Source organism: Rhodococcus sp. NPDC058521 (genome assembly GCF_042719695.1).
GTDB lineage: Bacteria > Actinomycetota > Actinomycetes > Mycobacteriales > Mycobacteriaceae > Rhodococcus_F.
Window position 1 is genome coordinate 612,280 of record NZ_JBHXNL010000001.1, and the last position, 15,339, is coordinate 627,618.

General features: G+C 64.4%; 15 protein-coding genes, 1 tRNA gene, 1 other RNA gene and 1 pseudogene. 13 read left to right on the top strand and 5 right to left on the bottom strand.

Translation table 11 applies throughout. From position 1 onward, the window contains the following. Positions 1–34: 34 nt before the first annotated feature. From ssrA to ACFWO3_RS02920, 9 genes are all read left to right on the top strand, one after another. Positions 35–407: a transfer-messenger RNA gene (ssrA, locus tag ACFWO3_RS02880) on the top strand. 127 nt (positions 408–534) lie between these two features. Next, on the top strand, positions 535–984 hold the full coding sequence (locus ACFWO3_RS02885; protein WP_378573469.1) for a DUF6463 family protein: 450 nt from the start codon (positions 535–537) through the stop codon (positions 982–984). A gap of 9 nt (positions 985–993) precedes the next feature. After that, a complete protein-coding gene (locus tag ACFWO3_RS02890) occupies positions 994–1,356 on the top strand; it encodes a fluoride efflux transporter FluC (protein WP_378573471.1) in 363 nt (120 codons plus the stop codon). Next, on the top strand, positions 1,353–1,697 hold the full coding sequence (crcB, locus tag ACFWO3_RS02895; RefSeq protein ID WP_378573473.1) for a fluoride efflux transporter CrcB: 345 nt from the start codon (positions 1,353–1,355) through the stop codon (positions 1,695–1,697). Before ACFWO3_RS02890 ends, crcB begins: the two co-directional genes overlap by 4 nt. Positions 1,698–1,752: 55 nt before the next feature. Then, positions 1,753–3,384 carry a phosphoglucomutase (alpha-D-glucose-1,6-bisphosphate-dependent) gene (pgm, locus tag ACFWO3_RS02900; protein ID WP_378573476.1) on the top strand — a complete coding sequence of 544 codons (1,632 nt, stop codon included), beginning with the start codon at positions 1,753–1,755 and terminating at the stop codon, positions 3,382–3,384. A 22-nt stretch (positions 3,385–3,406) separates the two neighbouring features. Beyond that, positions 3,407–4,609 (top strand): MFS transporter, encoded by a 1,203-nt coding sequence (locus ACFWO3_RS02905; RefSeq protein WP_378573478.1) that lies wholly within the window; start codon positions 3,407–3,409, stop codon positions 4,607–4,609. A gap of 24 nt (positions 4,610–4,633) precedes the next feature. Then, a complete protein-coding gene (locus tag ACFWO3_RS02910; protein ID WP_378573480.1) occupies positions 4,634–5,122 on the top strand; it encodes a MauE/DoxX family redox-associated membrane protein in 489 nt (162 codons plus the stop codon). Positions 5,123–5,166: 44 nt separating this feature from the next. Further along, positions 5,167–5,904, top strand: a complete 738-nt coding sequence (locus ACFWO3_RS02915) for a DsbA family protein (RefSeq protein ID WP_378573483.1) — start codon at positions 5,167–5,169, stop codon at positions 5,902–5,904. Between the two features lie 131 nt (positions 5,905–6,035). Then, a tRNA-Ala gene (locus tag ACFWO3_RS02920) sits at positions 6,036–6,108 on the top strand. 111 nt (positions 6,109–6,219) lie between these two features. Here the strand turns inward: ACFWO3_RS02920 and ACFWO3_RS02925 are convergent. Continuing rightward, positions 6,220–8,526 carry an excinuclease ABC subunit UvrA gene (locus ACFWO3_RS02925; protein ID WP_378573485.1) on the bottom strand — a complete coding sequence of 769 codons (2,307 nt, stop codon included), beginning with the start codon at positions 8,524–8,526 and terminating at the stop codon, positions 6,220–6,222. A gap of 173 nt (positions 8,527–8,699) precedes the next feature. Next, positions 8,700–9,269, bottom strand: a complete 570-nt coding sequence (locus ACFWO3_RS02930; RefSeq protein WP_378573487.1) for a TetR/AcrR family transcriptional regulator — start codon at positions 9,267–9,269, stop codon at positions 8,700–8,702. Positions 9,270–9,343: 74 nt separating this feature from the next. Here ACFWO3_RS02930 and ACFWO3_RS02935 point away from each other — a divergent pair, with 74 nt between their 5' ends. After that, the gene (locus ACFWO3_RS02935; RefSeq protein WP_378573489.1) at positions 9,344–10,405 is read left to right on the top strand and encodes an FAD-dependent monooxygenase; all 1,062 of its coding nucleotides are present in this window, start codon (positions 9,344–9,346) and stop codon (positions 10,403–10,405) included. Positions 10,406–10,415: 10 nt separating this feature from the next. Here ACFWO3_RS02935 and gap read toward each other — a convergent pair. Both gap and ACFWO3_RS02945 read right to left on the bottom strand, forming a co-directional pair. After that, a pseudogene (gap, locus tag ACFWO3_RS02940) lies at positions 10,416–11,395 on the bottom strand (type I glyceraldehyde-3-phosphate dehydrogenase). Beyond that, a complete protein-coding gene (locus tag ACFWO3_RS02945; RefSeq protein WP_378573491.1) occupies positions 11,395–11,994 on the bottom strand; it encodes a TetR/AcrR family transcriptional regulator in 600 nt (199 codons plus the stop codon). Before ACFWO3_RS02945 ends, gap begins: the two are co-directional and overlap by 1 nt. Before the next feature lie 65 nt (positions 11,995–12,059). Between ACFWO3_RS02945 and ACFWO3_RS02950 the strand changes: the two genes are divergently transcribed. Next, on the top strand, positions 12,060–12,977 hold the full coding sequence (locus ACFWO3_RS02950; protein ID WP_378573493.1) for an alpha/beta hydrolase: 918 nt from the start codon (positions 12,060–12,062) through the stop codon (positions 12,975–12,977). 7 nt (positions 12,978–12,984) lie between these two features. Here the strand turns inward: ACFWO3_RS02950 and ACFWO3_RS02955 are convergent, their stop codons facing one another. Beyond that, the gene (locus tag ACFWO3_RS02955) at positions 12,985–13,731 is read right to left on the bottom strand and encodes a TetR/AcrR family transcriptional regulator (protein WP_378573495.1); all 747 of its coding nucleotides are present in this window, start codon (positions 13,729–13,731) and stop codon (positions 12,985–12,987) included. 94 nt (positions 13,732–13,825) lie between these two features. Here ACFWO3_RS02955 and ACFWO3_RS02960 point away from each other — a divergent pair, with 94 nt between their 5' ends. Next, positions 13,826–14,995 carry a DUF418 domain-containing protein gene (locus ACFWO3_RS02960; protein WP_378573497.1) on the top strand — a complete coding sequence of 390 codons (1,170 nt, stop codon included), beginning with the start codon at positions 13,826–13,828 and terminating at the stop codon, positions 14,993–14,995. 33 nt (positions 14,996–15,028) lie between these two features. Further along, entirely contained in the window at positions 15,029–15,319 is a 291-nt protein-coding gene (locus ACFWO3_RS02965; protein WP_378573499.1) for a DUF6412 domain-containing protein, read from the top strand. Positions 15,320–15,339: the final 20 nt, after the last annotated feature.

Below are 15,339 nucleotides of genomic sequence, written 5' to 3' on the forward strand. Positions count from 1 at the left end.
ACTTGGTGGCCCCGCGAGATTCGTGGGGACGTACGGGGCTGAACGGTTTCGACTGCGTACGTTGAGTCAGGGGAAGCGTGTCGGTGCAGGCAAGAGACCACCGTTAAGCGTCGCTGCAACCAATTAAGCGCCGATTCCAATCAGCGCGACTACGCACTCGCTGCCTAAGTAGCGACTGCGTGTCTGTCAGTCCGGGTTCGCCCTCGGCCCGGGTACTGGCATCAGCTAGAGGGCTTTACCTACCGACTCGGTCGCGGAGTCGGATGGGACATCAAACAGCGACTGGGATCGTCATCCTGGCTGGTTTGTGAGACCGGGAGATCCAAGTAGAGACATAGCAAACTGCACACGGAGAAGCCCTGGCTTTGCTGCGGAGGACCCGGGTTCAATTCCCGGCAGCTCCACAAAGAAGAGGCCCCTCACCTGGATGTCAGGTGAGGGGCCTCTTCTTTTGCCCTGGACGAATCTGTTATACGCCTTCGTATATCACCTGTTACCATCAATTTATACGCACCCGTATAAAAGGAGGTCGGTATGTCGAACGGAAAGATGTCGACCAGCCGCGTGACCGAGGTAGGGGGCTGGCTTGCGATCGCTTTCGGAGCCGTCCACACCGTGGTTGCGCCACTGGGACATGGATCGGCTCTGTCGGACGCCGCGGAAGAAGGCTGGTGGAACACCTTCACGCTCGACGACTCCACGACTCTGGCCGAAGCCCTACGTTCCGAAGCGTTCTGGATGACCATCGGCAGCTTCGGAATCCCGATGTTCGCGCTCGGGAGTTTCATACTGTGGAGCGCTCGTCAGAGTCACCGCGTCCCGGCCTGGCTGGGTTGGATATTGGTTGTCTGGAGCGTGATTCTCACGACGGCGCTTCCCGCCTCGCCAGGATGGGTCGTCATCGTCATCGGCGTGCTCCTGATTCTCGGCGATCGCGCCGGCACACGGGATCGTGTGCAGGGGGAGGCACGCCGGGCGACGTAAGGTGATCCGGTGATCGAAGCGAGGGCCCTCCGCGTGGTGGTTGCCGGCGGCGCCCTCGGTGCATGCGCACGGTACGGGCTTTCCGAGCTGGTCCCGGGTATCTGGACGATTGCCGTTGTCAACGTGGTCGGTTCGCTGCTGCTCGGCATCATCGCCGCGATGCTGGGGCCGGAGCGCCTTTGGCGGCTGTTCCTCGGTACCGGGGTACTCGGCGGCTTCACCACGTTCTCCACCTTCGCCGTCGATGCGGTGGATCAGAGCGCACTCGTTGCGACCGCATACGTTGCCGCGACCCTGATTCCGGCGCTGCTGGCGGCGCGCGCGGGCATGGAGATCGGCCACCTCCTTCGACGTAAGAGAGGTGTCGCGTGAATGTCGTGTTCGTCGCACTTGGCGGCGGTGTCGGCGCCGGCCTCCGCTATCTGACGGGACGTTATGTCGCGTCCTACGGCAGCTTCCCGATCCCGACTTTTCTGGTCAACATCGTGGGTTGCTTCGTTCTCGGCCTGATCTCGGGTGTCGCTCTGCCGCCTTCGCTGTTCGCATTGTTGGGTACGGGTTTCTGCGGCGGTCTCACCACCTACTCCACATTTGCCGTGGAGTCCGTTGCGGCCGAACGGCTCCACCGGCCGTACGTGGGTGTGCTGTATGTCGCGGCAAGCCTGATCGTAGGCCTGAGTCTTGCGTGGGCAGGATTTTCACTCACGGCGTGAACCCCGCGGCGCGAGGGTGCAGGATGGTTGACAGTCGAACGATCAGGGAGGTTTCGTGGCGCACGAGCGGGCCGGGCAGTTGGCCCTTCCGGAGGATCTGGTGGACATCGCCCACCTTGTCACGGCGTACTACAGCCGAGTTCCGGACCCGGAGAATCCGTTGCAGCAGGTGACGTTCGGAACGTCGGGCCATCGCGGTTCGAGTCTCGACAGTGCTTTCAACGAGGCACACATCGTGGCGACCACCCAGGCGATCGTGGAGTACCGCAGCTCGCAGGGGATCGACGGACCGTTGTTCATGGGACGTGACACCCACGCGTTGTCGGAACCGGCGTGGGTTTCGGCCCTCGAGGTTCTCGCAGGCAACGGCGTGGACGTGCTGATCGATTCGCGTGATCGGTACACGCCGACTCCCGCGGTCAGCCACGCCATCCTCAGGTACAACGGCAGCGCACCGTCGTCTCTAGCAGACGGAATCGTGGTGACGCCCTCGCACAATCCGCCACGCGACGGGGGATTCAAGTACAACCCACCGCACGGCGGTCCGGCCGACTCCGATGCGACCTCGATCATCGCGAAACGCGCAAACGAACTGTTGCGCTCCGAATTGTCGGGCGTGCGGCGCATCCCGATCGAACGCGCGTTGCAGCACGCCGAGCGCTACGACTACCTGCGCTTCTACGTGGACGATCTACCGAGTGTCCTGAACCTCGATGCTATTCGCGGCGAAGGTATCCGAATCGGTGCCGACCCACTGGGGGGCGCCAGTGTCGACTACTGGGGTGCGATCGCCGAGACCCATCACCTCGACCTCCAGGTGGTGAACCCGACCGTCGACGCGGCTTGGCGCTTCATGACGCTCGACACCGACGGCAAGATTCGGATGGACTGTTCGTCGCCGCACGCGATGGCGTCGCTCATCGACATGCGAGATCGTTTCGACATCGCAACAGGCAACGACGCCGATGCCGATCGACATGGGATCGTCACTTCCGATGGCGGATTGATGAACCCGAACCACTATCTGGCCGTGGCCATCGACTACCTGTTCTCGCACCGTGAGGGTTGGGGTTCGCGGGCCGACGTCGGCAAGACACTGGTGAGTTCGTCCATGATCGACCGCGTCGTCGCCGGCCTCGGCCGCACGCTCGTCGAGGTGCCGGTCGGGTTCAAGTGGTTCGTGCCGGGACTGCTCGACGGCTCGGTGGGATTCGGTGGCGAGGAGAGCGCCGGCGCGTCGTTCCTCCGGCACGACGGGGGAGTGTGGACCACCGACAAGGATGGCATCATCCTGGCGTTGCTCGCCGCCGAGATCACCGCGGTGACGGGCAAGACGCCGTCGGTGCGGTACCGGAGGCTGACCGAGAAGTTCGGGGACCCCGCCTACGCCCGCATCGACGCGCCTGCGTCACGGGAACAGAAGGCCGTCCTCGCGAAACTGAACGCCGATCAGGTGACCGCGACCGACCTCGCGGGCGAACCGATCACGGCAGTCCTCACGGAGGCCCCCGGAAACGGAGCGGCCCTCGGTGGTCTGAAGGTGACGACCGAGAATGCGTGGTTCGCAGCCAGGCCGTCCGGGACCGAGGACGTCTACAAGATCTATGCCGAATCATTCGTCGGTGCCGACCACCTCGCGCGGGTTCAGGAGGCAGCTCAGGCGTTGGTGTCAGGGGTTCTGAAGTAGCGGGCTAGCATCGGTCACGATCATGACTACGCGAACCGACAAGCTGCCCAAAGAGATCTGGATACTGGTCTCGGCCAGCTTCGTCATCGCCCTCGGCTTCGGTCTCGTCGCGCCCGCACTACCGCAGTTCGCCCGCAGTTTCGACGTCAGCGTCACGGCTGCCACCGTGGTGATCTCCTCATTCGCGTTCATGCGGCTGGCCTTCGCGCCCGTCAGTGGTCGGTTGGTCCAGCGATTGGGAGAGCGGCCCGTCTACATCACCGGCCTCTTGATCGTCGCGGCCTCGACGGGCGCATGCGCGATTGCGATGGACTACTGGCAGCTGTTGCTGTTCCGCGGACTCGGCGGTATCGGATCGACGATGTTCACGGTCTCCGCGATGGGTCTCGTCATCAGAATGGCCCCGCCGGATCGTCGCGGTCGAGTGTCGGGTGTGTACGCGACCAGTTTCTTGATGGGCTCGATCAGTGGTCCGCTCGTGGGTGGTCTGCTCGTCGGATTCGGTCTGCGGGTGCCCTTCGTCATCTACGCGATTGCCCTGGTGATCGCGGCGGCGGTGGTGTTCGTGAGCCTGCGCGATTCGCATCTCGCGTCGCCGGAGGTCACCGAGAACAGTGCCACCATGACGTTGCGGGAGGCGCTGCGCAATCCCGTGTATCGGGCGGTCCTCGGATCCAATCTGGCGTTCGGTGGAGTGATCTTCGGGGTTCGGGTGGCGATGGTTCCTTTGTTCGTCGTCGAGTCGCTGCATCGGGAACCAGCGGTGGCGGGTGTCGCGTTGACCGTGTTCGCGGTCGGGAACGCATTGGTGCTGATGGTGGCGGGCAGGTTGTCCGACACCTACGGACGGAAGATGTTCGTCCTCATCGGTCTCGTGGTGTGTGGAACATCGACCATCGCGATGGGTTTGACGGGCAATCTCTGGGTGTTCCTCTTGCTGTCTGCGGTCGCGGGCTTGGGGTCGGGGATCATGAACCCCTCGCAGCAAGCCGCTGTCGCCGATGTCGTCGGGGCGAAGTCACGGGGTGGGCCCGTTCTCGCGACTTTCCAGATGGTCGCCGATATCGGCGGCGTTCTCGGACCGGTCGGCGCCGGACTGTTGGCTCAATACTTCTCGTATGGGGTTGCCTTCGCGGTGACCGGCTGCGTCATGCTCGCCGCCACCATCGGATGGTTGCTCGTGCCGAACCGCGCAGCACCGGAGGCCACGACCGAGGTGCGCTGACCGCGAATCGGTACTCTCGTTCCTGTGTGGAAACAGATCATCACCCTCGTCGCGCGGCTCGGACTGGCTGCGGTGTGGCTCGTTTCGGGTTGGATCAAGGCCGCGGACCCGGCTCAGACCACAGTGGCGGTGGAGGCGTATCGGTTGCTCCCACACGACCTCGTCCGTCCGGTCGCCAACACCCTGCCGTTCGTCGAGATAGCGCTCGGACTGCTCCTACTGATCGGCCTGGCCGTGCGTGCCACCGCGGTGGTGTCGGCCGGTGTACTGCTCGTACTGATCGGCGTGATCATCTCCGTGTGGGCGCGCGGACTGTCGATCGACTGCGGGTGTTTCGGTGGGGGAGGCGCCGCGGATGTGGGCGCGTGGGACTACGCGCTCGAAATTCTCCGCGACGTCGGTTTCCTGGCACTGGCGGCCTGGCTGATCGTGTTCCCACGATCGCCGTTCTCCCTCGGTCCACGATCGAAGGGACGATTCTCAGTGCGCCCTCAGCCTGCGGTGGCAGAGTAGATTGCCGCCCGCCCGTTTCATCCGAAATCTAAGGACTGCATAACGTGAGCTCGAAGAACAAGTACAACCCGCAACCGGAGTCCAGTAAGTCGACGTACATCCTCGGCGGACTCGCGATTGTCGTCATCGCGGTTCTCGTGATCGGGGGTGTGATCTGGCAGAACCAGCGCAGCAAACCGCTCAACGACGGGTACGGCGGTGTGCAGAACTCCGAGGTTCAGGTGCAGACGCAGGAAGACGGCATCGTCCTGCTGGGACTACCGGACGCAGCGACCACGATCGACTTGTTCGAGGACCCGATGTGTCCGGCGTGCCGCCTGTTCGAGGAGCGGTACGGCCAGCAGGTCGCGCAGGCTGTCGACGACGGCCAGATCGCGGTCCGCTTTCACATGATGAACTTCCTCAACGAGGCATCGCCCAGCAAGGACTACTCGACTCGTGCGATCGCGGCGACGCAATGCGTGGCCGATTCCGGTGATGCGATCGCCTACTCGGCCTTCCACACCGCGCTGTTCGACGAATCCAATCAGCCCGGTGAAGGTGGTAGCTCGGACCTGTCCAACGACGATCTGGCGCAGCTCGCACGTGATGCCGGCGCTTCGGACGAGGCCGCCGATTGCATCACCTCGGGCAGCGGCGTCGAGCAGGCCGGCGCACACGCTGCCGCGTCCAGCCAGGCGCTCTCTGCTGCCGGCGGAAACTCCACCCCGTCCGTGGTGCACAACGGCACCGTGATCGATCCGTTCGGTGACACCGACTGGATTGCGAACCTGCAGCCCTGATCAGCGTCCGGGAGGGTGGGGGCTCTCGCCTTCCCGGACGGCACCTGGCGATTTGTAGGCCGGGACGGCGATGGTGTAGCTTTCTTCGAGCACACAGAAGTGATTCTGGGTGCGACAATATAACTGAACACGGGGCTATGGCGCAGCTGGTAGCGCACCACACTGGCAGTGTGGGGGTCAGGGGTTCGAGTCCCCTTAGCTCCACGGCACGCACAAGACCCGAATCTCTATCAAACGGAAACGTCGATAGAGATTCGGGTCTTTTCGGCGCCATGTTTCGCGACGAGTGGTCGCCGGGATTTAGCGGGGCCGCGGTCAGTCTCTCGGACGGATCGCAGCCGCGAGAGCGATGCCGGTGAGCGATTCGTCATTTGCGATCACGTCGGCGGGGGAGCCTTCAACCACGAGCCGGCCACCCTCGGAGCCAGCCCCCGGACCGATGTCGATGACATGATCGGCGCGTGCCACGACGCGCATGTTGTGTTCGACGATCACCAAGGTCGCCCCTTCGTCAACGAGGTCGTCGAACAGCACGTTGATCGTGTTGACATCGCTGGGGTGCAGTCCAGTAGTCGGCTCGTCGAGCACGATGCGATCCGATCGATCGCGGCGCGGATCGCTGAGATGACGCGCGAGCAGCAGCCGCTGCTTTTCGCCGCCGGAGAGGGTGTCCAGAGAGCGGCCGACGGCCATGTATCCGAGTCCCGTGCGCTGAACCCACGACATGGCGGAGGATATACTGGCGTCCTCGGCGAAGAGCGCGGCGACGCGATCAGGGGTCGCCGCAAGGACGTCGGCGATCGACATCCCGTCGAGCTGCGCCGCCAGGGCGGTGTCGTTGAAGCGCAGGCCCCCGCACTCGTCGCACGGAGTGGCGACGTCGTCGAGGAAGGCGAGCTCGGTGGTGATGTGGCCCTTGCCCTTACAGGTGGGGCAGGCGCCCTTGCCGTTGAAACTGAACCACGACGGATCGAGTCCAGATGCCCCGCTGAACGCGTCCCGTACCGCTTCCGCAACTCCGAGCACGGACAGTGACATCGATCGCACCCCGCCGCGCAGCGGCTCTTGTCCGACGACGGTGAAATCGGGATGCTGCCGGGGCAGCTCGAGCGTAGCGAACGAGCTTTTCCCAGAGCCGGCTACGCCGGTCACTGCCGTGAGCACGCCGAGCGGGATGTCGGCATCGAACCCCGTCAGGTTGTGCGAGCGGGCGTCCTTCACGCGGACCGTACCCTGCGGAGCGCGCGGCGACGTCCGTATTTCGAGCGGTTCCGCGAGCAGCCGGCCCGTGATCGTGTCACTCTTCCGGAGCTCGGCTGAGGTGCCCTCGAACTGGATCCGACCACCGTCCGACCCGGCCCCTGGCCCGAGGTCTACGACATGGTCGGCGACGGCGATCACCTGCGGGTGATGCTCGACGACGAGGATCGTGTTGCCGCGATCGCGCAGTCTCGTCAGCAGGGCGATCAGTCGCTGGATGTCGGCCGGGTGCAATCCCGTGCTCGGCTCGTCGAAGACGTAGGTGACGTCAGTCAGTGCGCTGCCGAGGTGGCGGACAATTTTCACCCGCTGCGCTTCGCCGCCTGAGAGCGTGGAGGACTCCCGATCGAGAGTGAGATAGCCGAGCCCCACGGAGAGCAGAGCGTCGAGCGTGTGACGTATGCCGTCCAGGGCCGGAGCGACCCGGGGGTCGGTGAAGTCCTCGAGAAGACGGTGCAATTGGGCGACCGGTATCCGCATCCAGTCCACGATCGATCTGCCGTCGATGAGGCTCGCGCGAGCCGCCGCGTTCAGTCGTGCCCCATTGCAATCGGGGCACAGGTGCGTCGTGACTATCTGCTCCAGTTCGGCGCGGACCGACGCAGACATCTTCGAGCGACCTTGCCGGAAATAGACGTCGCGCATACGCGTGATCACGCCATCGAAACGGGCGCTCTTCGGGAATCGCGGATCGGGGTCCTCCAGCTTGACCTTGTCGGCGTATAGGAAGAGGTCCATCTCCTCGGGCGTGTAGTCCTTGAGCGGCTTCGACCGGTCGAAAAGTCCGCAATAGGCGAAACGCTTCCACCGGTACACACCGGGACGGAACATGCTGAAGCGCACCGGCCCCTCGTCGATGTTCTTCTCGAGATCGATCAGCTCGTCCACATCGATGTCGTAGACGGTTCCCAGGCCCTCGCAGGTAGGGCACATCCCCGACGGGTCGTTGAAGGAGTATGCGGGTGAATATCCTGCTGAGGGCGCCCCGATTCGGGAGAACACCAGCCGCAGGAGTGGTGCGAGGTCGGTTGCCGTGGCGACCGTAGAGCGTGAGTTGCCGGTAAAACGGCGTTGATCGATAAGTACCGCGAACGTCAGCCCGTCCATTGCTTGAACCTTCGGAGCAGGCATCTGTGGCAGACGTGCGCGAATGAAAGTCGAGTACGAGTCGTTCACAAGCCGCTGAGACTCGGCGGCGATCGTGTCGAGCACAAGCGAGGACTTCCCGGATCCAGACACGCCGGTGAAGACCGCGAGCAACCTTTTCGGGAGCGTGAGGTCCACATCCTTGAGATTGTTCGTATGCGCGCCGGTGACAACGATTGGCCTGGCGGCCGGACCGCCGTCATGAGGATCGGGCATGGCCCCAGCGTATTCGGTGGACCAACAGGAGCGCCGGTTAGCTGCGCACTTACGGGAGACAGTCGCCGTGTCGCAATCGAGGCACGCACAGGGCCGGGACCCTATGCTTCGGATGGCGGCACGGAGTCCGCGGCCGAGGACTCTCTACACCGTCAGCACGGAGTCTCGACTCCTCACCCCATCACAGGGGTTACCCAGGCTCGGATGTGCTGCTCGATGGCGGCACGGAATACGGCGATGTCGAGGAATTGGCCCGTGATGGTGTGCAGAAGAGCGCCGTCGAGATGATCGGCCAGCGCTCTGGCCGCCGCGTTCGGATTCACGTCGTCACCCATCGACGTCAATGACCGGGCGATGACCCCGATGAGGTCCGTTCGTCGAACTTCGATCGCCGCGGTGAGTGCCGAGTCGCCTGCGGACTCCGCGAACACCGCGAACCGGGCCCGGGAACGGGTCGCCTCGGGACCGCTGGCGTGGGCCAGGTAGGCCGTGAGCGCGTCGGCGAGTGTGCCTACCGAGTTGGGGAGTGCGGTGACGGTAATGCGCGCGATGACGTGTCGATCGACTTCGAGGAGCCGGTCGAGGACACCCTCCAACAGTGCGCGACGTGTTCGGAAGTGGTTGGAGGCCGAGCCGAGAGGCACCCCAGCCTGTTCGTCTACGCGCCTATGGGTGAGTGCACGCATTCCTTCCGCGCCGATCATGTCGATCGCGCTGTCGAGCAGGTCCGTGCGTCGTGACATATCGCGACACTATCTACGATCTCAAGGAAACTACAAATGTAGTAGAAGAACTACATTTGTAGTACGCTCGGGTTATGGCAAGGATCAGGGCTACTTCGGGTGAGGTGCGGATCGCGGGCGCCGGCGTCGCGGGGCTGGCTGCGGCTGTGATCTTGTCGCGGGCCGGAATCGCGGTGACCGTCGACGAACGTGCGGACTCGCCGCCGGCCACGGGAACCGTATTCGGCCTCGCAGGTTCGGCGCAGGATGCGCTCCGTCGATGTGGGGTGCTCGAGCGTGTTCGCGCTGTCGCAGTCGAGCAGCGCCGCGGCACGTTGCGTGCAGGCGACGGGCGGGTGCTGATCGCCGCAGACCTGCCGCACCCTGTGCTTCTCGTGACGCGCCCCGATCTTCAGAAGGTCCTGGCCGCAGAGTTGCCCGCAGGCACCGTCAACTACGGGCGGCCGGGAAGATCGCCGAGTGAGGTCGGGATCGACCACGTGATGATCGGTGCGGACGGCACATTCAGTCCGACCAGGGAGCATCTGTTCGGGCCGGACGCCGCACCACGACCGGTCGGTATCACGGTGTGGCGCGGCACGGTCGATGCATTTCCAACACCTACCGCTGAGGCCGACACCCTCTACGGTGAGACTTGGGGCCGTGGAGCTCTTTTCGGGATCACCCCGCGGTGGGATGGCAGACTCAACTTCTTCGGTGCTGTTCGCGCCGAGCCTGGGATCGCCACGGTCGAGGACTTCTTCACGCACTTTGCGGACTGGCACAGCGATGTGCGGGCCGTGCTGGACGGAGTGGGTCGCGATACGCTTCTTCATCACGACCTCTTTCAGTCACCTCCGCTGTCGCGGTTCACGTCCCGACGAGTCGCGCTGGTCGGAGATGCCGCCCATACGATGACACCGCACCTCGGACGCGGCGCAGGCGAGGCACTGATCGACGCCGTGACTCTGGCCGAACTGCTCGTCGAGTACCCGGTGAACGATGCCTTCGCGCGCTACGAGAAGACGCGGAGACGGCGTTCCTTGCGGATGGTTCGGGCCTCGGCGGCGGTGGGGTCCGTGGCTCTCGCCGATCGTTCGACGCCAATGCGCGACGGGGTGCTCGGCCTCGTTGGTCGCGCAATGAGACGGCGCTGACGGCGCAAGATTACGTGCCGACGCGATGTGAGATTTCCACGAGACGATTCGAGAAGCCCCATTCGTTGTCGTACCAGGCGAAGATCTTCACCTGGCCGCCGATGGCCTGCGTGAGAGGCGCGTCGAAGATCGCCGAGTGAGGATTTCCCGCGATGTCGGCGGAGACGATGGGCGCCTCCGAGTAAGCCAGGTACCGCGCCAGTCCGGGCGTCGATGCAGCTGCGCCGAAAGCCGCGTTGACCTCTTCGGCACTCGCCGGGCGTGTCAGGGTTGCCGTGAGGTCGGTGAGCGAGCCGACCGGAACGGGTACGCGCAGGGCGAGACCGGTGAGCTTGCCGTCGAGGTCGGGGATGATTCGGCCGATCGTGCGGGCGGCGCCGGACGACGTCGGAATTGTGGACAGGGCGGCTGCGCGGGCGCGGCGGAGGTCGCTGTGCGGGGCGTCGTGGAGGCGCTGGTCGCTGGTATAGGCGTGGATCGTGGTCATGAGCCCGGACTCGACGCCGAACGCCTCGTGCAGCACCTTCGCCATCGGGGCGAGACAGTTGGTGGTGCACGAACCGTTCGAGAACACATCACCCGTCACATCGAGTTCGTCGTCGTTGACCCCCAATACGACCGCGGGAACGCTGTCGTCGGCGGGTGCCGAGATGACGACCTTTCGTGCTCCTGCCTCGAGATGTTTGCGGGCGCTGACGGAATCCGTGAAGAGTCCGGTGGACTCGATGACGACATCGACCCCCACGTCGCCCCAGTCGATGTCGGCCGGTTCACGTTCCGAGGTGACGCGAATGCTCTTGTCGTCGACGACAAGAGCATCCTCGTGGGCGCGCACCCCGTCGAGATGTCCCGACAGCGAATCCCATTCGAGAAGCGCGGCGCTACGTCGTTGATCGCCACGACCTCGACGTCCGTATCGCTACGCAGGGCAGCGCGAAGGTAGCTGCGGCCGATGCGGCCGAATCCGTTGACGCCGATCCGAACAGTCATCATTGTCTCCTTCTCTGGGTGGTGTGGTCGGCGTCGACGGCGGCGTGTGCGGCGTCGAGCAGACCGACTGCTCCGCGAATCGCGGCGTCCATCGGGCCCTGATCGCCTTTCGCGCGGGCAAGTACGTAGCCGCCCTGGATGACGGCCGCCAATGTTCGGGCGAGCTCGGACGGGACGGTGCTCGCGGGGAGCTCGCCAGCCCCGACTGCCTCGGCGATCGTGGCCTCCCAGCGGCCCAGCATCGTGTCGAAGGCTTTGGACACGATGCCGAGCAGCTCGGCATCGGCGACGACTTGAGGGTCCTGGGTCATTCGGCCCACGCGGCACCCGCGAGTTCCCGGACGTGGCTCGGTCAGATGGTTCTTGATGCGCTGCAGGGGCGATCCTTCGCCGGCCAGCAGCGACGACTTGCCCGTCATGTCGCCAATGACAGCGGACATCACCTCCACGGCCAGGTCGTGTTTGCCACTGAAATGGTGATACATGCTCCCTTGGCCGACGCCGGCGCGTGCCATCACCTCGCGCGGACTCGTCGCGGCGTATCCGCGTTCCCACAGCAGCTCCGCCATTGCGTCCGTGAGTTGGTTCCGTGAGCTCATGGGAACAATTGTAACAACTAGTATGTACAGCACGCGACCGCGCCGTCGGCGCTAACGTGTCGAGCGTGAATCTGGGACTTGCAGAATCGACCGAATCGGTTCCCCGCGACGATCTCGCGGCCACGGAAGAGTTCTACGCAACGCGCTCCAGTGGCGTCGGACCGAAGTCGTTCGAGGAACTCGTCGCGGTGCGAAAGACTCGAGAGGTCGATCCCGGTGCACCCATCCGCGCTGTCGAGCACACGGTCGACTTCGAAGGACGATCCGCGTCGGTACGGATCACCAGCCCCAAGAATCGGGGCGTGTCCGGGGTATACCTGCACCTCCACGGAGGCGGCTTCTACATGGACTCCGCCGCGCGAGACGATGCCCGGAACGCACGGCTGGCCGATGCGGTCGGGATCGCCGTGGTGAGTGTCGACTACCGACTCGCGCCGGAGTCTCCCTGGCCCGCAGCTCCGGACGATTGCGAAGCCGTGGCCTTGTGGTTGATCGACGTCGCCGCCGAGCGGTTCTCGACAACGCGCCTCGTGATCGGTGGCATGTCGGCAGGGGCGACCCTGGTCGTGGCGACACTGCTGCGGCTACGTGATCGCGGGCTCGTGGACGCGTTCACCGGGGCAGTCCTCGAAGCCGGTACCTACGACCTGAGCGCACTGACCCCCGCCGGCCGGATCATCGCCGACGAGTACTTCATCGAGGCGTACGTGGGACATGTCGACGACCGGACCGATCCCGACATCTCGCCGTCCTACGGCGACCTGCGAGGGCTACCGCCCACCCTCGTCGTGATCGGGACCGAGGATGTGGTGCTGCCGGACAACCTGGCGATGGTGGCCCGGTTGTCCGCGGCGGGCAACGACGTCGACTTGCGTCTCTACCCTTCGGTTCCGCACGGATTCACGATGCACGGAACGCCTGTCGCACGCCGGGCCGTCCTCGACGTGGACACCTGGCTCCGGCAGCGGCTGGAGGTCCGCTAGCGCGGGCTCACCCGTCGAGGCGAGCGGCGATCCCGTCGAGGATCGTTTCGAGGCCCCCATGAAAATCGTTGCGTGCCGTCGTCTCGGTGGGTACGGATGGACCGTCGAAGACATCCGAATCGAACATGTCGGACAGTTGCGGGAATCGTCTGCTGTCCACGAGATCGCGCATTGCCAGTCCGTAGCGTCTTTCGCTTTCGGCCTGCTGCTCGGCGTCGTCGCGTCCTTCGGAAAGATCCTGGGTCAGCAGGATCGACTGTCGCACATAACCGCTCAGCAGCATGACATAGCCGACCTTTTCCGCCCAGTCGAGGTCGGTATCGGCGATGACGGTCAGTGCCCGCTCGAGCCATGCCAACTGATTGGGTCCGGTGGGAGCCCCGTGAACAGGCACTCGGACGATCCAGGGGCGGGAGCGGTACAGGTCCCACAATTCGTCGGCCCAGACTGTGAGTCCCTCGCGCCACCCCCGGTCTTCTGTCGGTGCCGAGGGGGTGGTGCTCGCGAAGTCGACCATCAGATCCAGTAGTTCGAGCTTCGAGCCGACGTGCCGGTACAGCGACATCGCAGTCACGCCCAGATCGGCAGCGACTCGGGGCAACGTCGCGGCGCCCAGTCCGTCTCGATCAGCCAGGCGGACTGCGGCCTGTACGACGACGTCGGTGTCGAGGGAGGATGGGCGTCCAAGCCGGGAAGCCTGTTCCGGTAGCCGCCACAGCCTCCGCAACGGCTCCGGAATGTCGTGGCCAGGCATCGGTGGTCTCCTGGATGGGTTGGGGTCGAGTCGTGTCGGATTCTATGACACATAATAGTCTATGTAAGAAACTATAGGTAGTAATCTAACTGCCATGACCGACGAGACGGCAGTGCGTACTGCGAACACCTCCCGAGTCCACGACGTCGATGCCCTACGCGGGTTCGCGCTGTTGGGCATCTTCGTCGTCAACATCACCTTCATGGCGTCCGCCTACCCCGGGAATCTCGTCGACGACCCGGACTTCTCCGCACCCCTCGACGACGCCGCCAGGTTCCTCACCTCGGCACTGTTCTCGATGAAGTTCTATCTGCTGTTCGCCTTCCTGTTCGGTTACAGCTTCACCATGCAGATGGCGGCCGCACATCGTACGGCCGCATCATTCGTTCCGAGGATGTTGCGACGGATCCTCGGACTGTTTCTGTTGGGTGTGCTGAACATCGTCGCGTTGTACAGCGGAGACGTGCTCACCACCTACGCCGTGGCATGTCTGGTCCTGTTGGCGATGTATCGAGTGACAGACCGGGTGGCTATTCGAGTCGCCGTCGGGCTCTACGCCCTCGTGTCGATATCGTTGGTGAGCAGCAGCCTCTTCGTCGACCGGTCGGCATTCATGCCCTCACATGCACAAGCACTGTCCAACGCCGAGGAACAGACCCAGACGATGCTCGGCTCCGTCGGCGACGTCGTGGGACAGCACCTCGACGGTCTCGGACTTCTCGCGCTGCAAGCCGTTTCGATGCAGGGGCCGACCGCTCTCGCCATGTTCTTGCTGGGAATGGTTGCCGGACGGCGTCGCCTGTTCGCCGAACTGAACGGGCAGGAGCCGATCTTGCGTCGTGTTCAGTTCGTGGGTTTCCCGGTCGGCATTGCAGGTGGCGTCGCATTCGCCGCGCTCGGCGGTGACGTCGACACCACGGCCGTCACGGTCAGCGTCGCCACCGCGCCCTTCTTGGCTGCCGCGTACGTGGCGACTCTGCTGCGTGCGATGCACAGTCGACGGTGGGGGCGGCTGCGTCGAGCGCTGTCGCCGGCGGGGAAGATGGCTCTGACGAACTACCTGCTCCAGTCGGTGATCGGGTTGCTGCTGTTCACGGGTGTGGGGTTCGGTCTCGCCGGTACCTGGGGCCCCGCGGCTCTACTCCTCGCAGCACTAGTTGTCTTCGTCGCTCAGATGGCCGGAAGTTCGTGGTGGTTGTCACGACACCGGTACGGACCCGCGGAATGGATTCTTCGGTGGTTGACCAACTGGCAGCGACCGTAGGCATCGAACGTGCAGCGGCGGTACAGTCGTCGTGTGTTCCTGAATTTCCTCTCGTTGTGCGCGATCATGCTGACGCTGATCGTCACTTCGCCCTTGGAAGGAACAGTTCTCACCGCCGTCGGCCTGTTGATCACGGTCCTGGCAATGGCTGCGGTGTTGTTGCAGTTCTACGGCCACAGGCTGGCGACAGCACCCATGCAGGCCTCCCACGGCCCGGAACCGGACGAGCGTCGACTTCGTGGCTCGTTCCGTCGCAGCTGCCATCCCGACACTCCCGGTCGGCCGCGCCCACGGGCGCCCGGTCTCTCGGCGGGGACGCTCTGACGCTGGTCCCCGCATCCTCG

What these genes read in the sequence shown, in the direction of transcription:
- ACFWO3_RS02960 (WP_378573497.1), top strand. Translation starts at nt 13,826, where the DNA reads ATGACCGACGAGACGGCAGTGCGTACTGCGAACACCTCCCGAGTCCAC.
- ACFWO3_RS02885 (WP_378573469.1), top strand. Translation starts at nt 535, where the DNA reads ATGTCGAACGGAAAGATGTCGACCAGCCGCGTGACCGAGGTAGGGGGC.
- ACFWO3_RS02935 (WP_378573489.1), top strand. Translation starts at nt 9,344, where the DNA reads ATGGCAAGGATCAGGGCTACTTCGGGTGAGGTGCGGATCGCGGGCGCC.
- ACFWO3_RS02925 (WP_378573485.1), bottom strand. Translation starts at nt 8,526, where the DNA reads ATGCCCGATCCTCATGACGGCGGTCCGGCCGCCAGGCCAATCGTTGTC.
- ACFWO3_RS02905 (WP_378573478.1), top strand. Translation starts at nt 3,407, where the DNA reads ATGACTACGCGAACCGACAAGCTGCCCAAAGAGATCTGGATACTGGTC.
- ACFWO3_RS02945 (WP_378573491.1), bottom strand. Translation starts at nt 11,994, where the DNA reads ATGAGCTCACGGAACCAACTCACGGACGCAATGGCGGAGCTGCTGTGG.
- ACFWO3_RS02930 (WP_378573487.1), bottom strand. Translation starts at nt 9,269, where the DNA reads ATGTCACGACGCACGGACCTGCTCGACAGCGCGATCGACATGATCGGC.
- ACFWO3_RS02955 (WP_378573495.1), bottom strand. Translation starts at nt 13,731, where the DNA reads ATGCCTGGCCACGACATTCCGGAGCCGTTGCGGAGGCTGTGGCGGCTA.